Below are 24,195 nucleotides of genomic sequence, written 5' to 3'. Positions count from 1 at the left end.
TTTTGAGAGAATCGTGCTTCAAAACCTTGCGTCTTCATCGGCCCGCGTCCTGTAGGGGCGAAGCATTTGGGCATAACCTATCGGTGAAACCGGAGATTTTCTATCCGAATGCTTCGCCCGTACTTTTTCAGCAAGCCCTAATTAAATTGAAAATGGATTTTAGGTTCGATCCCCCCTGCCCCCCTTAATAAGGGGGGTGCCGATAGGCGGGGGGATCCCCCCTGCCCCCCTTGATAAGGGGGGTGTCTGAAAGTTTTTAATACCTACCTACTTATTATCGCTGAAATAAAAGGATAAATTTGTCAATCTTTGTAACGAAAAATCAAGAAAAACTGTTCTGACGGTATCGCCCTGAACCTTTGCGGGGAAATTTGTTACAATAAATACAAAGGGACTCCCTGCGCTGGCTTCCATCCCTAGTAAAAAATTGGCGGGGTGGGGAGCGGAAGTGAATAGTCACGATAGGGGAGGCATTTGTCAGAGTTTCCCGCTTCCTTTAGTTTTAGGGGGAAAGGCCATGAAATCTGCCACATTATTATCGCCCGATCGACCGCTGCCAGAATTTCTCCGGTCAGCTATCCGAGAACGTTTTCCGGGGAAAGCGATCGATGATCTCAGCATCCGCTACTATGAAAGCGTCGAGGATGTGGGGTGGGAGTATTTTAACGATCGGGTATTGCCGTCCTGTAGCGATGAGCCTGTTGTCCGCTATCTTGGCCCATTTATATCCTACGTCCGTCTAGGAGAAGCCCTGGTTTTGGATCGCCAAGATAGCCTTGTGGTTTACGAAACCGATCGAGATGTTCCCTGCACGGAAACCGGACCTTTCTGGTTGGTGACTCCTAAATCGCGCTGAAAAAGCCAACCCTAGTTAAGACTCGACGGGTGGAGTCGGTAAGCGACAAAACCCGTCGCATTTTTACAACGCCTGCGATCGCAGCCAAGCTACGGGTAAATAGAGCATTTTCTTGGCTAAAGGCACGAAGGCACGACGGGCGAAGACATCGTAGTTATTTGCTTCAATTACGTCTAAAATGCCTTGATAAAGCAGTAAAGCCGCCCAAACCGGCCAACGGGAATCGGGATTAAGGGCGCGAATCCCCCTTTCGGCAGAATCATAGTAATAACGGGCCCGCTCAATTTGGAAGCGCATTAACGCCTTCCAACGGTCATCATTAACCCCTTTGAGTAAATCATCTTCGCTGTAGTTAAAACGCTCTAAATCCTCTAAAGGTAGATAAATCCGCCCACGATGGACATCTTCCCCCACATCCCGCAAAATATTGGTTAATTGATTGGCAATACCGAGATCGATCGCTTCTTCTTGGGGAATATAAACGCTTTGATTGCGTCGCCAAGGAGCCGAGCGATCGCCATCTTCCAATCCTAAGACCGCGCTGGACATTAACCCCACCGTTCCCGCCACCCGATAGCAGTACAGTTTTAGTTCATCAAAGGTTTGATAACGACTGCGATAGAGATCCATCTGTTGCCCAGCGATCATATCCCGAAAGGGTTGGATATCCATGGGGAACTTTTCTAGAGTATCCACGAGAGCGACATCGGCATCCTCAAGGGCAACCCCAGAAAAGACTGTTTCTAGCTGTTTTTCCCATAAATCAAGGGTTTCAGGTGTAGTTAACCGGGCTTGGGGTCCATCGACCAGTTCATCGGTACGACGACACCAGACATAAATTGCCCAGATCGCTTGACGTTTTGCTTTCGGCATCAGGAGAGTACCGAGATAAAACGTTTTGGAATACTTCTCTGTAATCCGGCGACAGAGTTCGTAGGACTCCGCAAGGGAGACGAGGGGTTTGGTGGGGTGGGTCGGTTTTGGCAATTGGAGCATTCTGCTGGGGCGGAATGATTGACTTAGATTAACGGCGAACTGTGGCTAATGATATAGCATTGTCTCACTCAAGGCCATTTTCGTCATTAGTCCCTAGCCAGAGAATTAACGAGCGCTGGACACTGGTGTAGATTGGGTTTTATTCAGGTTTAGCGGTGCTGCGGGGTGATCTTTGCTGATCACTGCTGCCGCTAATTTCCCCGATAAAACGGCTCCTTCCATGCTTCCTAAATATTTTTGCATGGTATAGTCACCGGCGAGATAAAAATTCTCGATCGGAGTTTTTTGAGAAGGTCGATAAGCTTGTCGGCCAGGGATGGCTTTATAAACCGATCGAGGAGTTTTCACCAGATGATATTTTAACAATTGACTGGGATTATCGCCAGTAAAATGTTGAGGAAAGAGTTTTTCTAATTCTTTCATCGTGGCGGCGATAATTTCTTCATCGGATTTGCTAATCCAATCCTGAGCGGGAGCGAGAACTAATTCTAACATCGAGCGATCGGGGTTAGCGTATTCTTTACAGGTGTTGCTCATGTCAGCATAAACACTGAGTAAGGGCGAACGGGAGAATAATAAATGATCGATGTCGGTTAGTTTGCGATCAAACCAGAGGTGTAGATTAATGACGGGAACTCCTTCTAATCCTTCTAATTTTTGAAAGAATTTATCTTCTTGCCAAGGTTTAGGTAGTAAAACTTTTAAAGGATCTACAGGCATCGCAGACACATAAAGATCGGCTTCAAAAAGATAATCTTTCGCCCCGTCTAAACCGCGCATTAAGAAGGCTTTAACCGTGCCATCTTCATTTAAGAGAATCTCTTTTAAAGGGGCATTTAAGCGCACTTCGCCACCTCTAGCGGTGATGTAATCGACTAAAGGTTGGCAGAGTCTTTCCGTGGGTGAACCGTCGAGAAAAGCCATTTTTGAGCCGTTTTTCTCCTGTAAAAAGCGGTTGAGGGCTGTTAGTAGAATCGTGGCGGAAATCTCGTTAGGATCGATAAAGTTTAGGGCTTTCGACATAGCGATAAATACTTCTTTTTCTACCCTGGGGGGGATGTTTTGTTTCTCTAACCATTCCGACCAAGAATATTTATCCATCTCCTCGACGTAACTTTGTCCTTTAATAATGGCAGGTATTAAACCGAGTCCAAATTTAATTTTTTCCTCCCAAGTTAACATATCATTATTGCGGAGAATGGCAACAATACCGTTAATTGGGGCGGGAATATCCGGGAAATCAAACCGCGAATAGGTCCCTGGTTTTTCCGGCTGATTGAAGATCATCGAGTGTTCTTTCCACTGTAGGCGATCTTCTATGCCTAATTCTTTGAATAATTGCAGCATATTGGGATAAGCGCCAAAGAAGATATGTAAACCGGTTTCGTACCAGTCGCCATCGGCATCTTTCCAAGCGGCAATTTTTCCCCCTAATACATCGCGACGTTCCAGTACGATGGGCGTATGTCCCGCATCGACAAGGTATTTCGCACAAGATAATCCGGCTAGTCCCGCACCAGCGATCGCAACTCGCATCGTTTCCTATCTACTCTCTAATGTCTTGTCTTTATCACATTCGCTATTATACTTCACATTTCGTTACATTTTTTTCAGCTTATCGAGAAGGCGGTCGGCAGGTGGCAGGAGGAGATAGGGTGATAGGGTGATAGGGTTTTGGGGTGATGGGGTTTTGGGGTGATAGGGTGATGAGACAGCTTCCCCATTTCCCCACTTCCCCACTTCCTTGATAACTGCTGACTGATAACTGGTCACTGATAACTGATAACTGGTCACTGATAACTGATTACTGGTCACTGATAACTGATAACTGATATTGTGATATGTAATTAGCTTAATTCGCTTACCTTTTGAGTTTACGCATACACCCTCTTCAATCGATCGCTATGACTTTTCCCACTACGTCCCCCCAAGTCTCGGAGATAGAGAATAATCGTGCTTGGCATAATTTAACTGGCGAACAAACCCTAGAAATACTGAGAACCAATGGGGAAACCGGCTTAATCGAGGCTGAAATTGTCAAAAGAAAGGATATTTTTGGGTTAAATGAACTAAAAGAAACGGGGGGACGTAGCCCGTTAATGATTCTCTGGGAACAGTTTACTAACATTATGTTAGTGATGCTGATTGCTGTGGCGGTGGTTTCGGCGGTTTTGGATCTGAAAAAAGGGGAATTTCCCAAAGATGCGATCGCTATTTTTACAATTGTTATTTTAAACGGTATTTTAGGATATTTACAGGAAAGTCGGGCAGAAAAGGCTTTAGCCGCCCTTAAGCAGTTATCCTCGCCGAAAGTCCGGGTTATTCGTAATGGTAGCACCTTTGAAGTGACAGCCAAGGAACTCGTCCCCGGGGATATCATGTTACTGGAAGCGGGGGTACAAATTGCCGCCGATGGCAGATTATTAGAAGCACAAAACCTGCAAATCCGGGAAGCTGCCCTGACGGGGGAAGCGGAATCGGTGAATAAACAAGCACAGAAGGTTTTACCGGAAGATGCCTCTTTAGGCGATCGCATTAACCTCGTCTATCAGGGTACAGAAGTAGTACAGGGACGGGGGAAAGTGGCGATTACCAAGACGGGAATGGATACGGAAATTGGTAAAATCGCCGCCATGTTACAAGGAGTAGAAAGTGAACCAACTCCCCTACAGCAGCGAATGTCGCAGTTAGGTAACGTTTTAGTGAGTGGTTCCCTAGCTTTAGTGGCTGTAGTCGTGCTTGGGGGCGTAATTCGCTCTGGTTGGCAGTTTTTTGAGTCATTACTAGAAACCTCCCTTAGTATGGCTGTGGCTGTTGTCCCCGAAGGTTTACCGGCAGTGGTAACGGTGACATTGGCAATTGGAACCCAAAGAATGGTGAGAAGACAAGCTTTAATCCGTAAATTGCCGGCAGTGGAAACCTTAGGCTCGGTAACGACGATTTGCTCCGATAAAACCGGAACTTTAACTCAAAATAAAATGGTGGTGCAGAAAGTTAATACTTCCGAGCAGACAATTACTGTCACGGGGGAGGGTTACGCGCCCATCGGTGAGTTTAGTGGTGCTAGTGAAAGTGATCCCGAACTACAGGCAATTTTAACGGCTTGTGTCCTGTGTAATGATGCACTTTTGCAGAATCAAGCTCAAGAATGGTCAATTTTAGGCGATCCCACCGAAGGAGCTTTACTGACGTTAGCGGGTAAAGGAGGACTATATCGGGAAGCATTGGAACCAAAAAGCCCTCGTTTAGGCGAATTTCCCTTTTCTTCCGAAAGAAAGAGAATGTCAGTAATCTGTGAGAATGCTCAGTTAGGTTTGGGTGATTCTACCTATTTGATGTTTACCAAAGGCTCACCGGAATTAATTCTCGAACGTTGTTCTCTGATCCAAGTTGGGGCGGAAAGTCAACCCTTAACAAATGAACAAAGAAGCCGTATTTTGGCACAAAATGACGAAATGGCGGGTAATGGCCTACGAGTCTTAGGTTTTTCCTATAAACCGATGACAGAAGTGCCAGAAGCGGAAAGAGAAGATAGTGAGGAACAATCCCTGGTTTGGTTGGGATTGGTGGGAATGCTCGATGCACCCCGCAAAGAAGTTAAAGAAGCGGTTGCCCTCTGTCGTCAAGCGGGAATTCGTCCGATTATGATTACCGGAGATCACCAATTAACCGCCAAGGCGATCGCATTTGAATTAGGCATTGCTGCCCCCGGAGAGCGAGTAATCACGGGTAAAGAATTAGAAAAAATGTCTCAGAATGACCTAGAGGGAGAGGTAGATGGTGTGAGCGTCTATGCTCGCGTTTCTCCCGAACATAAGCTGAGAATCGTCCAAGCCCTGCAAAAACGGGGCAAATTCGTCGCCATGACGGGGGATGGAGTCAATGATGCTCCGGCACTAAAACAAGCGGATATCGGTATCGCCATGGGGATTACGGGAACCGATGTCAGCAAAGAAGCCAGTGATATGATTTTGCTAGATGATAACTTTGCCACCATCGTCGCTGCCACTGAAGAAGGGCGCGTGGTTTACAGTAACATTCGGCGCTTTATTAAATACATTCTCGGCAGTAATATTGGCGAGGTTTTAACCATTGCTGCGGCTCCTTTAATCGGTATGGGGGGTGTACCTCTGACTCCCTTGCAAATCCTCTGGATGAACCTTGTCACCGATGGTTTACCGGCTCTGGCTTTGGCAATGGAACCCGCCGAACCTAATGTGATGAAACGTCCACCTTTTAGCCCCCGGGAAAGCATTTTCGCTCGCGGGTTGGGTTGGTATATGATTCGCATCGGTGTGGTGTTTGCGATTCTCACCATTATTATGATGTACTGGGCTTACCAATATACTCAGGCAACCCCCGAAATCGGAGATCCCGGACGCTGGAAAACCATGGTATTTACTACCCTCTGTTTAGCACAAATGGGTCATGCTTTAGCGGTGCGTTCCCATACCCAGTTAGCTGTGCAAATGAATCCCTTCTCTAATCCTTATATTATTGCCGCCGTGGGCTTGACAACGATCCTACAATTGTTGTTAATTTATGCTCCTCCTCTACAAAGCTTCTTCGGCACTCAATGGATTAGTGGCACGGAATTATTAATCTGTTTTGGATTTAGTGCCTTAATGTTTGTTTGGATTGAGTTAGAGAAGTTATTTATTCGCTGGTTCATGACGAAAAAATAAATCAATGCCAACACCAATTATTCTGACTTTAACGGTTTTAGTCGTTGCTTTAGTCGCTTTTGTGGCGGAATGGCTGCCGGTAGATTTAACCGCTTTATCCGTGGCGATTGTCCTGATTCTTTTGGGTTTAGTTACTCCTGAAGAAGGTATCGCCGGCTTTAGTAATTCTGCCACGGTGACAGTGATGGCGATGTTTGTACTTAGTGCCGGAATTACCCGCACGGGAGTGATTCAAGTAATCCGCGATCGCTTGCTGGTTTGGGGGGGCAAAAGTCCCCACCAACAGGTATTTGTACTAGGGGCATTAGTAGGGCCAATTAGTGCTTTTATTAATAACACGGCAGTGGTGGCGATCTTTTTACCCATCGTTGAAGATTGGTGTAAAAAACAAAAAATTTCCCCTTCTAAGTTATTAATTCCCCTTTCCTACGCCACGGTTTTAGCGGGGATGATTACCGTGGTGGGAACTTCTACAAACATTCTCGCTAGTGGTATTTCTGCCAAGCTGGGTTATGGGCAATTTAGCTTATTTCAATTCACTGCTTTGGGGGTAGTAACTTTTTTGGCAGGTTTGATTTATTTAGCAATTTTTGCCCCGAAATTATTACCCGATCGCAAATCTTCCACCGGGGAATTTTTGGACGATGATTATGGTTCTAAAGTATATCTGAGTGAGGTAATTATTAGCACTCGTTCTAATCTTATCGGTCAAACTTTATCCGAAAGTGGACTACAAAGAAAGTTTGATTTTGATGTGTTGGAATTAATCAGGAATAAGGTACATTTACCCCAACCTTTAGCTGATAAAGTTCTCAATGCTGGCGATATTTTAATCGTTCACAGTAGTCGGGAAGAACTATTAAAGATTAAAGATGAACGGGGATTAGAAATCTTTGCCGATGTCAAATTTCAGAAAGAAGATATTGAATCGGCAATTACTACAGGTGAGGAAAAATTAGCCGAGGTTTTGATTCTCTCTAATTCCCGTTTAATTGGGACAACTTTAAAAGATTTGAAATTCCGTCAGCGTTATAACGCAACGGTTCTAGCGATTCGGCGTGGTTCGGAATTACTGCAAGGAAGATTAGGTAAAATTCCTTTAAAGTTTGGCGATTTGCTCTTAGTTCAGGGACCAAAACAGAGTTTTGTGGGGTTACAAACTACGCGAGAATTATTAGTCTTAGAAGAGAAAGACATCGAATCCCTGCGAAAGGATAAGGGAATTATTGCTTTAATAATTACTTTGTTGGTGATTATTATTGCCGCTTTTGATATTCAACCGATTCTCGTCACCAGTTTAGTTGGAGTGGTTTTAATGGTAATTACTGGCTGTCTAAAACCGGGGGAAGTCTATGGTTCCATTCGTTGGGATATTATCTTTTTATTAGCGGGTTTAATTCCCCTGGGTACTGCCATGGATAACTCAGGAACGACTAAATGGTTAGCAGATAATTTAGTGGCTATCGGCGGCAATCTTTCGGGGTTTTGGATCTTAGTTTTCTTCTATCTAATTACCTCATTTTTAACTGAAATCCTCTCTAATAATGCTGCCGTCGTGTTAATGATTCCCGTCGCCGTGGAAGTGGCGAAAACTTTGGGTTTAAATCCTTTGGCTTTTATGTATGCTGTCACCTTTGCCGCTTCTAATAGTTATCTCACACCGATTGGCTATCAAACTAATACCATGGTTTATGCACCAGGCGGCTATAAATTCCTCGATTTTACCCGTTTGGGTGCGCCCCTAAATTTAATTTTGACGATTTTAACCCCTAGTTTAATTGTCTTGTTTTATGGCTTGAAATAAAGAAAGAGATCGAAGAATCTTCGATCTCTAAAAAGAATTTGATAGTAGTCAAAACTATTTCGATTCAGCGAAGCGTTTACGCAGGGATTCGGCTCGCTTTTTGGCTACGGTATTATTAGGATCAAATTTGAGAGTTTCTTCGTAGGTTTCGAGAGCTTTTTTAGCCATTTGTTTCTTTTCGTAAACATTGCCAAGATTATTGAGAGCGATCGAGTATTCAGGATAAAGTTTAATTGCTTCTTTGTAGTTACGAATCGCTAATTCTAATTGTTCTTGGGCAAAATAGGAAAAACCGAGCGCATTGTAGATTAGAGCTTGATTTTCTGGTTCGATGCTTTCTTCCCCAGAGATTTTTAAAGCCTTTTGTAGTAAACTCAAGGCTTGAACATAGAGTTTTTTATCGAGATAAAGACTCCCTAATTCATAGTAATCTTTAGCCGTACCTTTTTCTTTTTGCAATTTTTTTTGTAGCTTGTTAAAGGTTCCTTCCACTCGACGGGTTTTAAAGATTTGCACGATGACAAAAATTCCTAAACCAATCACGAAAATTAGCAATCCAGAAACGTAAATAAGCGGCAGGGTATCTTCCATAATTAGCGATCGAGCAATTAATATTTTTATACTTATTCACTCAGATTATAGCAGGATTTAGTCAGTTATCAGTTATCAGTTATCAGTGATCAGTGATCAGTTATCAGTGATCAGATTTGAGTTTTCAGTTCACTGTTCACTGTTCACAGCAAAAAACTCCCTTCTCCCCCCTCCCCACTTCCCCCTCCCCACACCCCACACCCCACACCCCACACCCCACACCCCTCTCCCTATCTTCCCACACCCCTCTCCCTATCTTCCCATTTCCCGAATTCTCAGGGGTAAACCCCAATAGTTCAGCCGTTCTGCTAACCAACCGGTGGATTCTAGCCGCTCGATCGCTTGGTTGACGCGTTCTCGGAGACTTTGGTACTGTAAACCTTTAGGGAGAACGACTCCTAGAGCGATCGCCCCTAACTCGATCGGTAATTGACGATAATTGGGGAATTGCTGCACCCAACCAGTTAAAAGGCTATTATCAGCCGCAAAAGCGTCTATTTCCCCGGTTTCCAGTAAATTTAAAGCTTCTTGATAGGAAGCAACCCCGCGCAGGATAGCGTTAGGCAAATTGGAACGCACAAGGGCGATTGTCGTCGAGCCGTTGAGTACGGCGATTCTAGAGTTAGCTAAGTCTTCTAAACGCTGCAATTGGGGGTTTTTCGTCACAAAACCGCTGCTATCGAGGTAATAAAAGGGGCTAAAATCCACTAAGCGCTGACGTGCAGGAGTAATCGCCACACGAGCGATCGCAAAATCTACTCGATCATCAATAACCACCTGTAAACGTTCTTGATTACTAACGGGTTTGAGAATAATAGCACTGTCAGAACCGAGAATTTCTGACGCTAGACGTTTAGCGATGTCGATTTCCAATCCTTGCAGATTCCCCTGAGAATCAAGGAAAGCGAGGGGAGGGAGATTATTTTTAACAGCGACAATTAATTTTCCCCGGCGTATAATTGTATCGAGATCGGCGCTAAAACTTGGGGCTACACCCAAGAGCAAAAAACCAAGAATAAATAACAAATTTTTCATACTGTTTTACCTAAACTAACTCGATTCCTACCTTGATTTTTAGCGGCAAACATGGCATGATCAGCCCGCTCGATCACCGCTTCTAGATTATTATCTTCAGGGCTAAATGTTGCCACACCAATACTAGCAGTAACTCGCACTTTTTGTCGATCAATTTCAATATTTAACTTGTTAATTACTTGACAAATGCGCCAGGCTGTGGTAGCAGCATCTTCAAGATTAGTTTCTGGGAGAATAGCGACAAATTCCTCGCCCCCAAAGCGCCCAAAACTATCCACTTGACGCAGACAGTTTTTAATTGCCCCAGCGACAGTAATTAAAGTTTTGTCCCCTAGGAGATGACCAAAGGTATCGTTAATATGTTTAAAATGGTCGATATCGATGACTAAAACCGAAAAATAACGATGATAACGGCGACATCGTTGCAATTCTTTATCGCCCAAGGCGAGAATTTCTCGACGATTATTCACCCCAGTTAGGCTATCGGTGATGACTAGCTTTTCTAGTTGAGAATTGATATTTTTCAGTTCTTCTTGCGTTTTTTTCAGTTCTAGATGAATTTTAACTCTGGCTAACAGTTCCCAACTATGAAAGGGTTTATTTATATAGTCCACAGCCCCAGAATTAAAAGCATTGATAATATCTTCTTTTTCCTTACTATCTGTTACAAAAATAATCGGTATATGAGCGGATAAAGCATCACTTTTTAGTCTGCGACAAAGTTCTAGTCCCTCCATGTCTGGCATCATTAAGTCAAGAAGAATTAGGTCAAAATTAGCAGTTTTTACTCGTTCTATTGCCTGTTTAACACTACTAGCACAAATAGTGGCATAACCAGCAGAATCAAGAATCTTCACAGCCAATTGGAGATTTTTACCGACATCATCAACCACTAAAACCAGACAGTCTTCAGGACGAAATTTAATCATGATCAGTAGGTATAATTAATCAAGCTAAGGACAAAATAGAGATACAATTAAGTGGCTGGTTATAATTGAATTAAAAATGGATTTTAGGTTCGATCCCCCCTGCCCCCCTTGATAAGGGGGGTGCCGATAGGCGGGGGGATCTGACAACTTTTAACGCCTACCTACCTATTAGTGATACAGCATTTCTTATACAGATGAAGTATGATGGGATTGGGCATCGCCCCCAAAGGTTAAGCTTATCCCTAGTTTCTAGAAGTCCGCTTTTTTCGACTAGAATAAAAAAAGCCAGCCAGAATAGCCACAATTTAAAAAATTTCTCCTCTTAGACTTGACGTGAAAGAGTCCCTCAACCCTACTTCTTTGGATCTCAAAACCATTTTTCCCTTTAAACTCGACGACTTCCAGCAATCGGCGATCGCTGCCCTCGCTGCCGGTAAATCAGTGGTTGTCTGCGCTCCCACCGGTTCCGGCAAAACCTTAATCGGAGAATACGCCATCTATCGCGCCCTCGAAAGGGGTAAACGGGTTTTCTACACCACTCCCCTGAAAGCTCTTTCTAACCAAAAATTCCGGGATTTTCAAGAAAAATTCGGTCGCACCCCCACCGATGGCGATGAGGATTCCCCGCTGCTGTTTGCGGAAGTGGGATTGATTACCGGTGATGTGGTGATCAATCCCTCCGCATTAATTGTAGTCATGACTACAGAAATTTTTCGCAATATGCTCTACCAAACTCCAATCGGTGAGGTAGGCACTTCCCTAGAAAACGTGGAAACCCTAGTTCTCGATGAATGTCACTATATCAGCGATCGAGGTCGCGGCACCGTTTGGGAAGAATCAATTATCTACTGTCCCCCTAGTATCCAATTAGTCGCCCTCTCCGCCACCATCGGCAACCCGGGGGAACTCACCGACTGGATTAACTGGGTGCGGCAACTGCGCCAACCCAGCGACAATAAACAGACCTCCAGCTGCGAGCTAATTAACTCCGATTTTCGCCCCGTCCCCCTGCGCTTTTATTTCGCCAATAAAGAGGGATTATTCCCGCTGCTCGACCCAAAACAGAGCAAAGTTAACCCGAAACTACGCTCAAAAGTCGGCCACGGCAAACCCCGACGCTTAAAACGAGAAGATTGTCCCACCATCGCCTCGATTGTCACCACTCTGCGGGACAAGGATATGCTCCCAGCCATTTACGTCATTTTCAGCCGTAAAGGTTGCGATCAGGCGATTCGAGAGCTAAAAAACCTCAATCTCGTTAATCAAGAAGAAGCTAGAGCTATTTACTACCGTTTACTCATTTTCTTTCTGGAAGATAATCCCAATCTGCAAGAACTAGCCCTTTCCTTCTTTGCCGTCGAAAATCCGCCTCTACACCAGAAATTACTGGCTTTTTTCGCTAATAACCCCCAGTCTGACGAGCAACTCCTCAGCCTCTTAACCGCCGCCCCCGAGACGAAAAATCAACTGTTTGAATTCCTAGCCAGTGCTTCCCAATTGGTGCGGGCCGACCAAGTGGAACCCCTCACCCGGGGCTGTGGTGTTCACCATGCCGGGATTTTACCCCTCTGGAAAGAATTAGTCGAACAACTCTTTGAAGCCGGTTTAATTAAGGTGGTTTTTGCCACCGCTACCCTCTCAGCCGGGATTAATATGCCCGCTCGCACCACCGTTATCTCGGCCCTCTCCAAACGCACCGATGATGGCCATAGTATGCTGACTCCCTCGGAATTTGTCCAGATTGCCGGCCGGGCCGGTCGCCGGGGAATGGACGCAGTGGGCCATGTGGTGACAGTACAAACGCCCTTTGAAGGAGCAAAAGAAGCGGCTTTTCTGGCCATCGCTCAACCGGAACCCCTGCAAAGCTGTTTTGCGCCCAGTTACGGCATGGTCTTAAATCTCCTGCAAAAACACAGTCTAGAGGAGGCCAAAGACCTCTTAGAGCGCAGTTTCGCCGAATATCTCGCTCGTTTGAAGTTAAGCCCCGAACGACAACAGATTACCGCCTTAACCACCGAATTGGCTAAGTTGGATATGGAATTAGCCGGTATCGAACGGGAGCAGGTCTTCAGTTACGAAAAGCTACGGGAAAAACTGCGGGAAGAAGAAAGACTGTATAAAATCATCGCTAGTCAGGCAGAGGCCCAGAAAAGACAGGAAATACATCTAAAATTGCCGAATATTGCCGTCGGAACTATCCTCCATCTCAAGGGCAAACATATTAAGGTTCCCGTCCCCGTCCCCGCTATCTTTGTCAATACCCTGCACGGAGCCGGTCAAGTGCGAACCCTTGTGTGTTTAGGCAGTGATAATCGCTGGTATTTAGCCGCCTATGCCGATATTAGCGAGATAGATCGAGGTTTTCTCGCTCCTGCGGCATTAGGCGAACTGATACCCCCTTCCCTAGAAGCAGTTTCCCTAGGGGGGTGGCGCAAGGGTGAGGAAAATACTCAGGCGATCGCAGATTTAATCCCCCAACAAGTGCAGGGCATCCCACCAGTGGCGGAACTGGCAACACAGGCACAAAAAATTGAAATTGTCAATAGTCAAATTGCCGCTCATCCCCTGCAAAAACGCAAAAATCCAGGGCGATTGATGAAATTATACTACGATCGAGAAATTGCTCGCGATAAGTTACACAAGACCCAGATTAAATACCAAAAACAACAATCGCGTAAATCCTACTACTGGGAAGAATTTCTGAATCTAATCGAGATTTTGCGGGAATTCCAAGCATTAGAGGGTTATTTGCCCACTCCCCTCGGAGAAGCGGCGGCCACTATTCGCGGGGAAAATGAACTCTGGTTAGGATTAGCGATGATGTCTGGAGATTTGGACCGATTGACTCCTAGCCAGCTAGCCGCCGCCATCAGCGCCATGATTACGGAACCCCCTCGCCCCGATACTTGGTGCAATTACCCGCCCGTGCCAGAAGTTATCGATATTTTGCGACAAGGAGAGGAAAATTCCCCCGGTCTGCGAGAAGTTCGCCGTTTACTCTATCAAGCTCAATCTCGCTACGATATCACTATTCCCGTCTGGTTAGAAACCCAACTGATGGGGATTGCCTCCCGTTGGGCCCAGGGGACATCCTGGCCGGAATTGTGCGAAAATACTAGCCTCGATGAGGGAGATCTAGTGCGATTATTACGGCGCACCGTCGATGTTCTCTGGCAAATTCCCCAAATTCCCCGGGTTTCCCAAGTCCTTAAAGATAATGCCCGTCTCGTCGTCACAGCCATGAAGCGTTTTCCTTTGTAATATTGATCGCTATTCTAAACAATGGGAGATGGTAGGGAAAGTAACTGTTGGTGAATCTGCTCGATTAGGGCGAGAATTTGCTGATAATTGTGGTGCAATCCCTGATGATAAAGGTGATTTGCTCCTTGATTTAAATCCGCTAAAGCTGATTGATAATAACCCAATTGATGCCGCAGTAATCCCCTTCTAATATAAGCATCGGCATAAAAAGGATCGATGGCAATCGCCTGATTTAAATGGGCGATTGAGCGATCGTATTCACCTAATTGGTGAGCAGTACAAGCTAGATTATAGTAGGCTGAGGCGTTATTTTTATTTAACCGGAGAGCTTGATTAAAATCCGCCTTGGCTGAGGTAAAATTGTGGAGGGCTAAATGAGATAAACCTCGATCATTATAAATAGTGGCTAAAGTGTCGGGTTGCTGGTTAGTAATTTGACGCAAGGATTGATTAAAATCCGCTAGGGCAAGGGGATAATTTTTCATAGCCGACTGAACTAAACCACGATTATAGTAGGCTTGATAATAGGTGGGTTTTAGCCGGATACTCTCGTTATAATCGGTCAGCGCCTGTGAATAATCTCCCAAACGATAAAAAGCTAAACCCCGATGAAAATAGGCTAGATAATTATCAGATTGCTGTTGTAAAGAGCGGGTGCAGTCTTGCCAAGCGTGCAGATAATCCTGTAAATAAATCTCAGTTAAACAGCGATTACTGTAGGCTAGGGCCAAGTTATTTTCCTGTTCCAGCGACTGATTGAAATCCTGCAAAGCTTGCTGATAATTACCCGCCTCTAGTTGTTCAATTCCCGATCGCAACCAGTGGTGCAAATGTACTGATTTGTCCGCTTTTCCCGGCCGAGGCAATCCCCCCAGCACAAGCGAGCAGAGCAGTGCAACCATAACCAATCCACCGAGGCGAGGAAGAAAATTTTTCAAAACCGTTGACATAGGAGTATCTTTGTGCATATACTCCCAATTCTGAGGAAACTTTCTCAATCGATCAACAGACAGCCTGTCAAATACAGTTATCAGTTATCAGTTATCAGTTATCAGATGTGAGTTTTCAGTTCACTGATTACTGTTTACTGTTCACTGTTCACTGAAAATACACCCCACTTCCCACAGTCTAGAACCGGTCTATGTCTCTAGAGGTCGGGGCTGCGATAAGCTGATAAAGGAAAGATTGTCACCGAGCAATTATGGTGGCGTTACTCGCTAACGCAGTTGACACCCGATAACCGATAAATGATACAGGAGTTATCTATGGAAACTATTTTTATCCCCCACCTCCTCAAATCTCCTGATCGACAAAGAGTGATCATCATCGATAATCTTATCCCCGGTCTAGAAACCTTGACACCGGTGCGGGGAACCTTGCTGGTTAGACATGGGGGCAATTTTTTGGAAGTATCGGTGAAAGCAGAAACCATCGTCACCTTAACCTGCGATCGCTGTTTACAACAATATAATCATCGTCTGCAATTAAACACTTCCGAATTAATCTGGCTAGACAAAAATAAAGACTACGATAGATCCTATCCTCTAGAGCGAGAAATAGCCTACGAAGACCTCTCAGAAACCCTCGATCCTAACGGGGATTTTGACCCGCAAATGTGGTTATACGAGCAGTTATGTCTCACTTTACCCCCCCGTCAACTCTGCGGAGCCAATTGTCAACCACCCGATTTTCTGCTTCCAGAAAAGACTGCCATCGATGGTCGTTGGGCCTCCCTAGAATCCTTGAAAAGTCAGTTATCTCAATCGCAAAATTGAGCTTTGATGCTGATTTTTTTTCGGGTTTCGATCCCAGAGAAAAGCGCTCGAAACCCGATTATTTACCGGCCCCAAATCTTTTTCAGGACAGTTTCGGGAGTAATATCGGCGACTTTTCCCGTATTAGCTTCAATATATCGATGACGCTCTCCCCCGCTCGGTAAAACTCTCTTAGACAACGAAGGAACCAGCAGAGAGAGGGTATAGGTTCCCACGGCCACGGCTAACTGTAAAGGGACACTTTCGGTAGCTAACAATAAATTAGCACCGGCGATCATAGCCGCCATTTTACCGATATCGGCCGTTCTCGACACTTTTAAGTTATTATCCATGGCTTTGAGGGCTAAAACCCAAGCTTCATCCAGTTCTCCCTGGATTGCGACAATTGGCAAATCCGGTTGTTGATGGCGAATGCCTTGGATAATTTCTAGCCAACTCTCTAGGGGATAAAGCGTTTCCAGTCCTTGGCTGATGCTGATATCGCTACCGCCGGCGTAGAGGAGAATATAGCCGCTATCCTTGATATTGAGGCGTTGCTGCTCCATTTGGGCCCAATCGATATCATCCCGATTCAATGTTATTTTTAAAGGTGGACAGGGTGCGGCAATCTTTAAACCTTTGACCAGTGCGTGATAATTATCCGCTAGATAGCCTTCCGTTGGCCGGGGGACTTGTTGCGATAAGAACCAGCTGCCATTATTTTCATAGCCTATACGGTTAAGAACACCATTTAACCAGAGTAAAAGGTTGATAGCAGGACGATTGGTGAGACTAATGGCGATTTCGTACTCCCGGTCCCGAATTACTCCCAAAATATTTAAATAATCCGCTAATCCGTACTGATCTCGATAGTCAAATAAAAGCACTTCCCTAACCTGGGGACAGAGACGATAGGCAGCCTTTGCTCTAGGTTCGACCAAAACATCAATGCTGCTTTGGGGGTAAGTTTGCTGGAGGGTTTCTAGAGTGGGAAAAAACAGCAGTTGATTGCTAATTCCTCCCGGTACAAGGGTTAATATTCGCATTTTATCTGGATATACCTGAATCGATCAGCTTAATTTTAGCAGTGTCCCTCGTTATTCACTAAATCCGGGCAGCGATGTTTTTTCTCCACAGAATGCGATCGCAGATTTTCTGATTCCCCTTTTCCCTTAACTATTACCCGAAGGATTAGAACCGTACATAGCATTTAAAACCAAAGCGGGGTCAACGTATTGATTGCCGTACATCAGTCCCCAGTGCAGGTGTGGTCCGGTGGTGCGTCCGCTCATTCCCACTCTAGCCATGCGCGCCCCTGCCGGTATATCCTGACCGAGAGTAAGGACGATTCCTCCTTCCATGTCAATCAAAAAAGTACCGCGGCTATCGGATTGAACCGAACCCATGAGATGACAATAAATATGTGTCCATTGACCGGATTGCATCTTAATCATGGTGCCACAGCCTGTATGATCCGATAACTCGACGATTCTGCCGGTCCACCAATTGCGAATATAACTGCCCAAGGGTGCGGCCATATCTAACCCGGCATGAAATTGTTGACTGCCATCCATGGGAGAGGAACGATAACCGAAACCAGAGGTATAGGTTTGAAAGTTTTCCACGGGGAAGGAGGCCCCGGCCCAAGCATTTTGAGCTATGAGGGTGGGATTAGCTTTAACGGGGTGTAAACGGTCAAATCCTAGAGAAATTAACGTTACAAGACAGCTAATCGCTAAAAAACGCAGTAATTTAACAGGCAGATACTTGAGCATGAGACTTACTCCAAACACCACAATTCAATATACCGCTAATTTTACCGGCGGCTTTTAACCGATATTTTAGTGAAGTTTTGAGTTATTATTGACGATTGGTTAGCGGTTGACAACATTTCCCCTCAGGCTGCCGATTCCCCGACTCCCCCACTTAATTTTTACTTTTTACTGACTCGTAAGTAGGGAGGCACAATTATTTGTAGGATGGGTTAGCGGTAGCGTAACATGATCGGGCGTTGGGTTTCATGCTTCAACCCAACCTACGTTCATCTTATATTTAATTCCACCCACCCACTTACCATGTTAGACCTAAAGCAAATTAGAGAAAATCCAGAGGAAGTACAGAAACGCTTAGATAGTCGGGGAGGGAGTTATGATATTGCCCCTATTCTTCAGTTAAATCAACAACAGAAGGCTTTAGAGTTAGAACGCAGCAGTTTACAGGCCCGGGGTAACGAAATCGGTAAACTGGTGGGACAAAAAGTGAAAAGTGGCAGCGATGTCAACAGTCCCGAAATTTTGGCAATGAAAACAGAAGGAAACGAGATTAAAAGTAAACTAGCTCAATTAGAACCGCAGGAAAAAGAGATTAAAGCGGCCATTGACCAAAAAATCTTAGATTTACCCAATTTACCCAGTGAAACCACTCCTATCGGTAAGGATGAACGGGAAAATGTCGAAGTCAAACGCTGGGGAGAGGAATATAAACCCACCAACCCGAATATTTTGCCTCACTGGGAAATTGGGGAAAAATTGGGCATTTTAGACTTTGAACGGGCAGTAAAGATCGCCCAGAGTCGTTTTGTTAATCTTATCGCGCTCGGGGCAGCCCTAGAAAGAGCTTTAATTAATTTTATGCTCGATCGCCATATTGTCGCCGGTTATACAGAAGTTTTACCGCCAATTTTAATTAATAGTGACTCCCTGCGCGGGACGGGACAACTGCCAAAATTTGCGGAAGAAAGCTTTAAATGTCGAGATGATGAGCTTTGGTTAGCACCAACGGCAGAAGTACCCGTAACTAACCTTTATCGCGATGAAATCCTCTCATCGGAGCAATTACCGATAAAACACTGTGCCTATACCCCTTGTTTTCGTCGAGAAGCGGGCAGCTATGGCAAGGATACGAGGGGCTTGATCCGTTTGCATCAATTTAATAAGGTGGAAATGGTCAAAATCGTCCATCCTGACGCTTCTGCTCAGGAACACGAAAGTTTAGTCGCTAATGCAGAGGCAATCCTGCAAGCTTTACAGTTGCCCTATCGGGTGATTGAATTGTGTAGCGGTGACTTGGGTTTTTCGGCTGCTAAATGTTATGACTTAGAAGTGTGGCTACCTTCGGCTAATACCTATCGGGAAATTTCCAGTTGTTCTAATTTTAGAGACTTTCAGGCACGACGGGCAAATATTCGCTTTAAAGAAAAAGGGCAAAAAGGCACTAATTTTGTCCACACCCTCAACGGTTCGGGATTAGCGATCGGTCGTACTATGGCTGCTGTCCTAGAAAATTATCAACAGGCAGACGGGACGGTAAAAGTGCCGGAAGTGCTGCAACCCTATCTAAAACGGGAAGTTATTTGTTAAATTTTCTAAAAATGCTTGACAAAATGTCTTTATAGTGCATTTGAAAAAGTTGCTCTTAACCCCACTCTAGAATTGCCTGTTTTAAGGCTCCTTCGGGCAAATTAGCGGGATCAAAAGACTCACCCGCTTCCACTCTCCCTAAAGCTTCAAAAAAAGCTCTCACACCACTGGCCGGTCCCCATGGGTGGTCCATAATTCCGGTTCCCGCATTGAGGATAACATTACGTCCGTAATCCCCAAGGACCTGGGGAACAATACCGGGACGAATGCCGGCCGAGGGAACCGGAAAAACGTTTCTATCGCGCAAAATATCGCGAATTTTGCCTTCCTCCTGGGGGTCGAAGGGTAAACTACCATAAGCGGCGGGATATAGCACTGCATCGGCTCCCGCGTGGGCCATCATCGTCCCCAAAACCACAGAATAGGCTAATCCCGTATCGCTACCGGCACACATCGCTCCAGCAAAGGCAGGATGGGCGAAAATAGGAACATCGATCGCTGGATCACTGGCTAAAGCTTCTAAAACGGAAAAACCGTAGGTCAGAACGTTTAATAACAGGGCATTAGCCCCATGTTTCACTAATAAACGGGCTTTTCTCTGCAATTCGTCCGCTTTTCCAGTGACATTGACCGCATAGAGAACATTTCTACCGGTTTGCTGCCGCACTTCCTCCAAAACCCGCCGACAACAATCTAGGCGCTCGTGGGTGGGAGCCACGGGAAGATCCGCCATGATTTCATCATCTTTAATCACGTCTAAGCCAGCAAAAGCCACTTCTCGCAGGATATCGGCGTGATCTTGCGCCGATAGTCCTAAAGCGGGTTTAAAAATTGCCATGACTAGAGGTCGATCATAAACCCCCAAACGTTGCCTAATTCCTGTGATTCCCACCTTGGCTTTTGTGCCGTAGTTTTCGGGTAGGTACACCCCCACCACTTTTCCGGCTCCAGCCATGGAATATTTGCCGAAAATCATGGTTAAAAGACTGGCGATGTCATTTTCAACGTTTATCTCGGGAAAACGCACCCTAGCCACCTTATAACCGTCGGCTTCCTCCCTGATCCCCACCACTTCCCCTAGGTGTTGTTGCAGCTGCTCTTGACGATGACCGTGGCGCTCGCTCCAAGTGCCAGCGGTTTGACCGATAGCGATCGTTTTTGCCTGTTTTTCGGCATTAATAGCGGGAGGAAAGCGATAATCGACAATAATAGTCATAAAAGGTAAAAAAAGGGAGTGGGAATTATAAATTATAAATTATGAATTGGGGAATTGGGGAATTGGGGAGGTGGGGAATTGGGGAGGTGGGGAAGTGGGGAGCCTTTTTTCAGTAAACAGTAATGGGTGAACTGAAAACTCACATCTGATAACTGATAACTGATAACTGATAATGGCTTCGATCAGTTTTCTCAGCTATTGACAAGGGTTCCCCTAAAAGCCTACAAGTATTTTGGATAGGTATAGCCATTGAGGAACCGACCAAAATATGAAAATAAAGACAAGATTACGGGAATGGGGCAAATTTTTCTTAAAAAGCGGTGCTAGTATCGCCCTAGCACTATTTTTAATCTTAAGTCTGTTCACGGTTAAGGGGACTGCTCCTGCTTTAGCTGTGCTTGCTCAGGGTGACGCGGTAACGGATCCCACTGCTATTTTACGCAATGCCTTACCCATAGATAATAAACCAATTCGTCAAGTGCAACAATCGATCGAAGATATTGCCAAACATCTGCGGGCCAAGCGTTGGAGTCCGATTAAAAAAGATGTCAAGGATGCCAATTATACCCTTTCTACCAAAAGCAAGGCTATCTTAGATAGTGTTCCCGAAGCCAGTACAAGCCAAGGGGAGGAATTAATCGAAAAACTGAAAACGGAAGTGGCAGCCCTGGATACGGCCGTAGAAGCGAAGGATAAAGAGGCAGTTTGGTCAACCAGACGCGAATTACTCAATAATATCACTGCTTTAGAAGAATTAATGGTAGTGGGTTTTCCCTTTAACGTTCCCCCGGAATACGCTAACTTGCCGCAATTGCGAGGACGCGCCACCGTAGAGATGCAGACCACCAAAGGAGATTTAACCATCGTTGTGGATGGTTACAGCGCTCCGGTTAATGGGGGTAACTTTGTGGATTTAGTCCAACGGGGTTTTTATGACGGTTTACCCTTCATTCGCAGCGAAGATAATTTCGTTGTCCAAACCGGGGACCCCGTCGGTGCAGAAGAAGGCTTTTTTGACCCAAAAACTAAGCAATATCGCTCTATTCCCTTGGAAATTTTGATTAAAGGGGAAGAAGAACCAGTTTATGGCAATACTCTCGAAGAATTAGGGATTTACTTGCCCAGTCTCGCTTTGCCTTTTAACGCTTTTGGTGCGTTGGCCCTAGCGCGTCCGGATACCAATCCTAACGGAGGTTCCTCGCAATTCTTTTTCTTTAAATTCGATAATGAATTAACTCCTCCGGGGTTTAATCTCATGGATGGTCGTTATTCGGTTTTCGGCTATTTAGTCGAGGGAAAAGAGGTGTTAGAAGAACTTACCGATAAGGATAAGATTATCACCGCTAAAGTGGTTTATGGCTTAAATAATCTCGTGCAACCTAGCTAGGTTGGCGTTTTTAACTAGGTTTTGTCAAGGCAAAAGATTAGTCAAGATAGGGGAAGCAGCTCAGATTCTGGGTGCTTCCCCCCATACCCCAGAAAAGTAGCAATTATCGGGGTCAATATTTCCCGCTAGTGAAAGCAAGGCAGTTAGTAGATGTTACTCTGTTAATGACCATTTAAGTAAAACGTAGGGTGCGTTAGACGGCAGAAATTCCTGCTTTGACTTGAAAGTAACAATCCGTCGTAACGCACCACTAAGTAGTAAAACGTAGGGTGCGTTAGACGGCAAAAATTCCTGCTTTGACTTGAAAGTAACAATCCGTCGTAACGCACCACCTATCATCAACTAAGTAGTAAAACGTAGAAAGTAAAAATCCGTCATAAAGCACCACCTATCTAAGTAGCTGGTTACAATGAGATCACTTACTTAGTATTTACTAAATACCTAGTTTTTGCAATGTTAGTAAACGTTCTTTACTAAACTGCTCGTACACTGTTTTCAGATGAGTAATATTCTCCTCCTCTGTTTCCAAAGTTTTCCCGTCTTTAACCACTTTTTTGCCTTGACTTGCCAAAATTTGCCAAACAAATTGTACGGCATCTTGGTTAGAGGATTTAGCCAAGAGGAATAATTGTTCTAAACGATTGACCACTACTCCAGTCCCAATCAAAGGAGAAGCTAAAAAGCTTAATTCCTCACTATAGACTGCTTTAGCTTTCACTGCATTATTAAAAGCATCAGTAGATGGTTTCCGTTGTTGGCAAGTTTGCTCATCCACAGCAGGATGAATATAGCCAATACCAGTTAAAATCACGAGAGCTTGGTAAAGACCATTTAAGTTAATATTTGAGGTTTTGGGGTGATTTTGTAGTTGCAGTAAAGTTTGGGGAGATTCCGCCAAAACCTGACAAATTGGCTGATAAATTGCCTCCTGTAACTTAACTTCTCCCACGGGAAACTGCTGCTCGAACTTGATATTTGCGGGATTAACAAGTAGAGCAAACCGGGTTTCTTGTAGTTGTTTAAGCTGTTCTTGGTTGGTTAAACCTAAAGAGCCTCGAATAAAAATATCACGACGGAATTGGCTATTAACAAAGAAATCTCGCACCACTTCTCGATAGATTGGGTCGCTGATTTTTGCTAATTTTTCTTGGGCAACTGGGGAGAGATTGACCATATCAATATGATCATTAATATGGGCGGAACCCACATATTTAAGTTTAGCATCCTCTAATTCTTTCGCCACTTCATCGAAGTAAAAAGAATTCCATTCCTGATTGAAATACTCGTGAGCTAAATAATAACGATTTTGTTCCTTTAGGCGCTCGTAACGACTTTTTAAAATTGGATTTTGGGCAAAATAACTAGCATTAGCCTCTAATAATTCTCCTGTAAAATTAAGTGCCTGTTCAATGCGGGTTAAAATTGGTTCGGAACTGTGTTGACCATGGCGCAACATTAAAGCTTGCATCGGCATCGCTGCTGACCAACCCGGCAGGGCATTATAGGAGATATAAACTAATCCCCCCACCTTGAGATTGCGGCGCATAAAATCAACTATTGCTTGGCGGTTTTTGGCACTAATCCAGCTATAAATTCCGTGCAGACTGATGAAGTCAAATTGAGGTAAATCTCGCTCTAAAAATTCCTCAAAACTATCATCAAAGAAAAGAATATTCTTCATTCCCGCCTTGGCTGCTAAATCTCTGGCAGTGGCGATATGGCTAGGATTGAAATCATTGGCATAAAATTGGGCGTGGGGATAGGTAGCTGCTAAAATATTCGTGGTAAAACCCTGACCACAGGCCAATTCACAATAGGTAAATTCTTGACCGGAATCGGGGGGGTGAATCGATTTAATCAGAGTCGCTAAACCTAATTTTAGGGGACTTAACTCGCCGTAAAAGCCGCTAGTGTAGTTAACTTCTGATACATATCCTTCTGTCCAACTCATAGATTTTCCTCAAATATAATGACAATTCCTAAAATTAAGACTCGATTATACAGCAAAAGAGCCATCTCCCCTAGATTTTTGTTGGTGACAGCAAGGAGAAAAAATTATACAATGTCTATTAATACTAGAGTATTAACCGTTTAGCCAAACAATTCGGCAACTGCCAATAAACCCTAGAAGCGGGATTTCTCGTGAAAACTGACAGTCTCTTTTACCAAATATTCCTGCGTTTTCCGGACAGTTTCTTTGACCTAATCGGACAACCGCAACCGGGAGCAGCAAACTATCAATTCACCTCCCAAGAGGTGAAACAACTCTCTTTCCGTCTCGATGGCTTATTTATACCACTCAGAGAAGATATTCAGCAACCC

Annotated in this window: 19 protein-coding genes; 8 read left to right on the top strand and 11 right to left on the bottom strand. The window is 44.7% G+C overall.

The window, feature by feature from the left end:
- Positions 1–379: 379 nt before the first annotated feature.
- A complete protein-coding gene (locus IM509_RS13540; RefSeq protein WP_052276153.1) occupies positions 380–856 on the top strand; it encodes a hypothetical protein in 477 nt (158 codons plus the stop codon).
- Between the two features lie 63 nt (positions 857–919).
- Here the strand turns inward: IM509_RS13540 and crtB are convergent, their stop codons facing one another.
- The 3 genes from crtB to IM509_RS13525 all read right to left on the bottom strand — a co-directional run bounded on the left by crtB (position 920) and on the right by IM509_RS13525 (position 3,667).
- Positions 920–1,852: a 15-cis-phytoene synthase CrtB gene (crtB, locus tag IM509_RS13535; protein ID WP_052276152.1), complete on the bottom strand. Its 933-nt coding sequence runs from the start codon at positions 1,850–1,852 to the stop codon at positions 920–922.
- 105 nt (positions 1,853–1,957) lie between these two features.
- A complete protein-coding gene (gene pds, locus IM509_RS13530) occupies positions 1,958–3,388 on the bottom strand; it encodes a 15-cis-phytoene desaturase (protein WP_185236988.1) in 1,431 nt (476 codons plus the stop codon).
- Between the two features lie 63 nt (positions 3,389–3,451).
- On the bottom strand, positions 3,452–3,667 hold the full coding sequence (locus tag IM509_RS13525) for a hypothetical protein (RefSeq protein WP_158499328.1): 216 nt from the start codon (positions 3,665–3,667) through the stop codon (positions 3,452–3,454).
- Between the two features lie 89 nt (positions 3,668–3,756).
- Here IM509_RS13525 and IM509_RS13520 point away from each other — a divergent pair, with 89 nt between their 5' ends.
- Together IM509_RS13520 and IM509_RS13515 are read left to right on the top strand one after the other, a co-directional pair.
- Positions 3,757–6,537 carry a cation-translocating P-type ATPase gene (locus IM509_RS13520; RefSeq protein WP_185236987.1) on the top strand — a complete coding sequence of 927 codons (2,781 nt, stop codon included), beginning with the start codon at positions 3,757–3,759 and terminating at the stop codon, positions 6,535–6,537.
- Between the two features lie 4 nt (positions 6,538–6,541).
- The gene (locus tag IM509_RS13515) at positions 6,542–8,341 is read left to right on the top strand and encodes an SLC13 family permease (protein ID WP_185236986.1); all 1,800 of its coding nucleotides are present in this window, start codon (positions 6,542–6,544) and stop codon (positions 8,339–8,341) included.
- Between the two features lie 54 nt (positions 8,342–8,395).
- Here the strand turns inward: IM509_RS13515 and IM509_RS13510 are convergent, their stop codons facing one another.
- The 3 genes from IM509_RS13510 to IM509_RS13500 form a co-directional block, all read right to left on the bottom strand.
- Positions 8,396–8,932 carry a tetratricopeptide repeat protein gene (locus IM509_RS13510; protein ID WP_052276149.1) on the bottom strand — a complete coding sequence of 179 codons (537 nt, stop codon included), beginning with the start codon at positions 8,930–8,932 and terminating at the stop codon, positions 8,396–8,398.
- 252 nt (positions 8,933–9,184) lie between these two features.
- Positions 9,185–9,967, bottom strand: a complete 783-nt coding sequence (locus IM509_RS13505) for a transporter substrate-binding domain-containing protein (RefSeq protein WP_052276148.1) — start codon at positions 9,965–9,967, stop codon at positions 9,185–9,187.
- Positions 9,964–10,896, bottom strand: coding sequence for a GGDEF domain-containing response regulator (locus tag IM509_RS13500; RefSeq protein ID WP_052276147.1), 933 nt, complete (start codon positions 10,894–10,896; stop codon positions 9,964–9,966). The genes IM509_RS13505 and IM509_RS13500 overlap by 4 nt, the downstream gene beginning before the upstream one ends.
- Before the next feature lie 333 nt (positions 10,897–11,229).
- On the opposite strand from IM509_RS13500, the gene IM509_RS13495 reads away from it, so the two are divergent.
- Entirely contained in the window at positions 11,230–14,157 is a 2,928-nt protein-coding gene (locus IM509_RS13495; RefSeq protein ID WP_052276146.1) for a DEAD/DEAH box helicase, read from the top strand.
- 14 nt (positions 14,158–14,171) lie between these two features.
- On the opposite strand, the gene IM509_RS13490 is transcribed toward IM509_RS13495, so the two are convergent.
- Positions 14,172–15,125 (bottom strand): tetratricopeptide repeat protein, encoded by a 954-nt coding sequence (locus IM509_RS13490; RefSeq protein ID WP_185236985.1) that lies wholly within the window; start codon positions 15,123–15,125, stop codon positions 14,172–14,174.
- Positions 15,126–15,422: 297 nt separating this feature from the next.
- Between IM509_RS13490 and IM509_RS13485 the strand changes: the two genes are divergently transcribed.
- The gene (locus IM509_RS13485) at positions 15,423–15,932 is read left to right on the top strand and encodes a YceD family protein (protein ID WP_052276145.1); all 510 of its coding nucleotides are present in this window, start codon (positions 15,423–15,425) and stop codon (positions 15,930–15,932) included.
- 62 nt (positions 15,933–15,994) lie between these two features.
- On the opposite strand, the gene IM509_RS13480 is transcribed toward IM509_RS13485, so the two are convergent.
- Together IM509_RS13480 and IM509_RS13475 are read right to left on the bottom strand one after the other, a co-directional pair.
- A complete protein-coding gene (locus tag IM509_RS13480) occupies positions 15,995–16,957 on the bottom strand; it encodes a glycosyltransferase family 9 protein (protein WP_052276144.1) in 963 nt (320 codons plus the stop codon).
- Between the two features lie 126 nt (positions 16,958–17,083).
- The gene (locus IM509_RS13475; RefSeq protein ID WP_052276143.1) at positions 17,084–17,686 is read right to left on the bottom strand and encodes a M23 family metallopeptidase; all 603 of its coding nucleotides are present in this window, start codon (positions 17,684–17,686) and stop codon (positions 17,084–17,086) included.
- 300 nt (positions 17,687–17,986) lie between these two features.
- Here IM509_RS13475 and serS point away from each other — a divergent pair, with 300 nt between their 5' ends.
- On the top strand, positions 17,987–19,270 hold the full coding sequence (gene serS / locus IM509_RS13470) for a serine--tRNA ligase (protein WP_185236984.1): 1,284 nt from the start codon (positions 17,987–17,989) through the stop codon (positions 19,268–19,270).
- 55 nt (positions 19,271–19,325) lie between these two features.
- On the opposite strand, the gene IM509_RS13465 is transcribed toward serS, so the two are convergent.
- Positions 19,326–20,486 carry a 2,3-diketo-5-methylthiopentyl-1-phosphate enolase gene (locus tag IM509_RS13465; RefSeq protein ID WP_052276141.1) on the bottom strand — a complete coding sequence of 387 codons (1,161 nt, stop codon included), beginning with the start codon at positions 20,484–20,486 and terminating at the stop codon, positions 19,326–19,328.
- Between the two features lie 268 nt (positions 20,487–20,754).
- Here IM509_RS13465 and IM509_RS13460 point away from each other — a divergent pair, with 268 nt between their 5' ends.
- Positions 20,755–21,873 (top strand): peptidylprolyl isomerase, encoded by a 1,119-nt coding sequence (locus tag IM509_RS13460; protein ID WP_052276139.1) that lies wholly within the window; start codon positions 20,755–20,757, stop codon positions 21,871–21,873.
- A 433-nt stretch (positions 21,874–22,306) separates the two neighbouring features.
- Here IM509_RS13460 and IM509_RS13455 read toward each other — a convergent pair whose 3' ends face one another.
- On the bottom strand, positions 22,307–23,824 hold the full coding sequence (locus tag IM509_RS13455; protein ID WP_072927452.1) for a methyltransferase regulatory domain-containing protein: 1,518 nt from the start codon (positions 23,822–23,824) through the stop codon (positions 22,307–22,309).
- A 191-nt stretch (positions 23,825–24,015) separates the two neighbouring features.
- Here IM509_RS13455 and IM509_RS13450 point away from each other — a divergent pair.
- Positions 24,016–24,195 (top strand): DUF2887 domain-containing protein (locus IM509_RS13450; RefSeq protein WP_272079370.1); only part of this gene is annotated, 180 nt, incomplete at its 3' end.

It is taken from the genome of Microcystis sp. M31BS1 (assembly GCF_020245285.1).
Classification (GTDB): domain Bacteria; phylum Cyanobacteriota; class Cyanobacteriia; order Cyanobacteriales; family Microcystaceae; genus Microcystis; species Microcystis panniformis.
Note: the sequence above shows the minus strand (reverse complement) of the source record. Positions and strands in the feature narration are given on the sequence as shown.